General features: G+C 71.9%; 1 protein-coding gene. It reads right to left on the bottom strand.

Translation table 11 applies throughout. The annotated features are described in order from the left end of the window. Positions 1-565 (bottom strand): phage baseplate assembly protein V (locus ACTOWL_RS38025; RefSeq protein WP_441326491.1); only part of this gene is annotated, 565 nt, incomplete at both ends.

Here is a 565-nt window from a genome sequence, read left to right as displayed (position 1 = left end):
GCCGACGACATGGGTCTCGGACTTGCCGGTGGTGGTGGTGCGCTGGTCGGGGGTGAAGGACATGATCCCGGCATAGGCCTGTGAGGTCAGCTCGGGGGGGCGGCCGCATTTGGCGTCGGTGCCGAACGCCGGCGTCGCCAGGATCGCCCGCTCGACCGCGGTATCGGCGGTCGGGACGTCGCCCATCCGGAGATAGTCGGGCGGCGCCGCCTCGGGCACCGGGACCTGCATCGACAGATAGACCGGCCCCACCGCCTCGCTGGCGGGGGTGCCGTCGTTCATGATCAGGGTGGTGCCGGCCAGGGTCTGGATCCGGTTCTCGGTCGGATTGCGGCTGGTGACCGGGCTGATCGTGCGCGAATGCGGCACCGTGCCGAGGATGATCGGCCGGTCGGGATCGCCGTCCTCCCAGCCGAGCGCGACCTCGGTGCCGCGGGCCAGCGGGAAGTGCAGCCCTGCCTGGGCGCCGGCATAGGGCTGCGCCATGCGGGCGACGGCCGTACGCTGGCGGGCGTCGCCCAATCCGGCCATGTCGAAGTTGGCGACGACCTTGTAGCGGCCCTCG

Origin of the sequence: Inquilinus sp. CA228, assembly GCF_052078665.1 — a bacterium.
In the GTDB taxonomy this organism is placed as follows: domain Bacteria; phylum Pseudomonadota; class Alphaproteobacteria; order DSM-16000; family Inquilinaceae; genus Inquilinus.
Note: the sequence above shows the minus strand (reverse complement) of the source record. Positions and strands in the feature narration are given on the sequence as shown.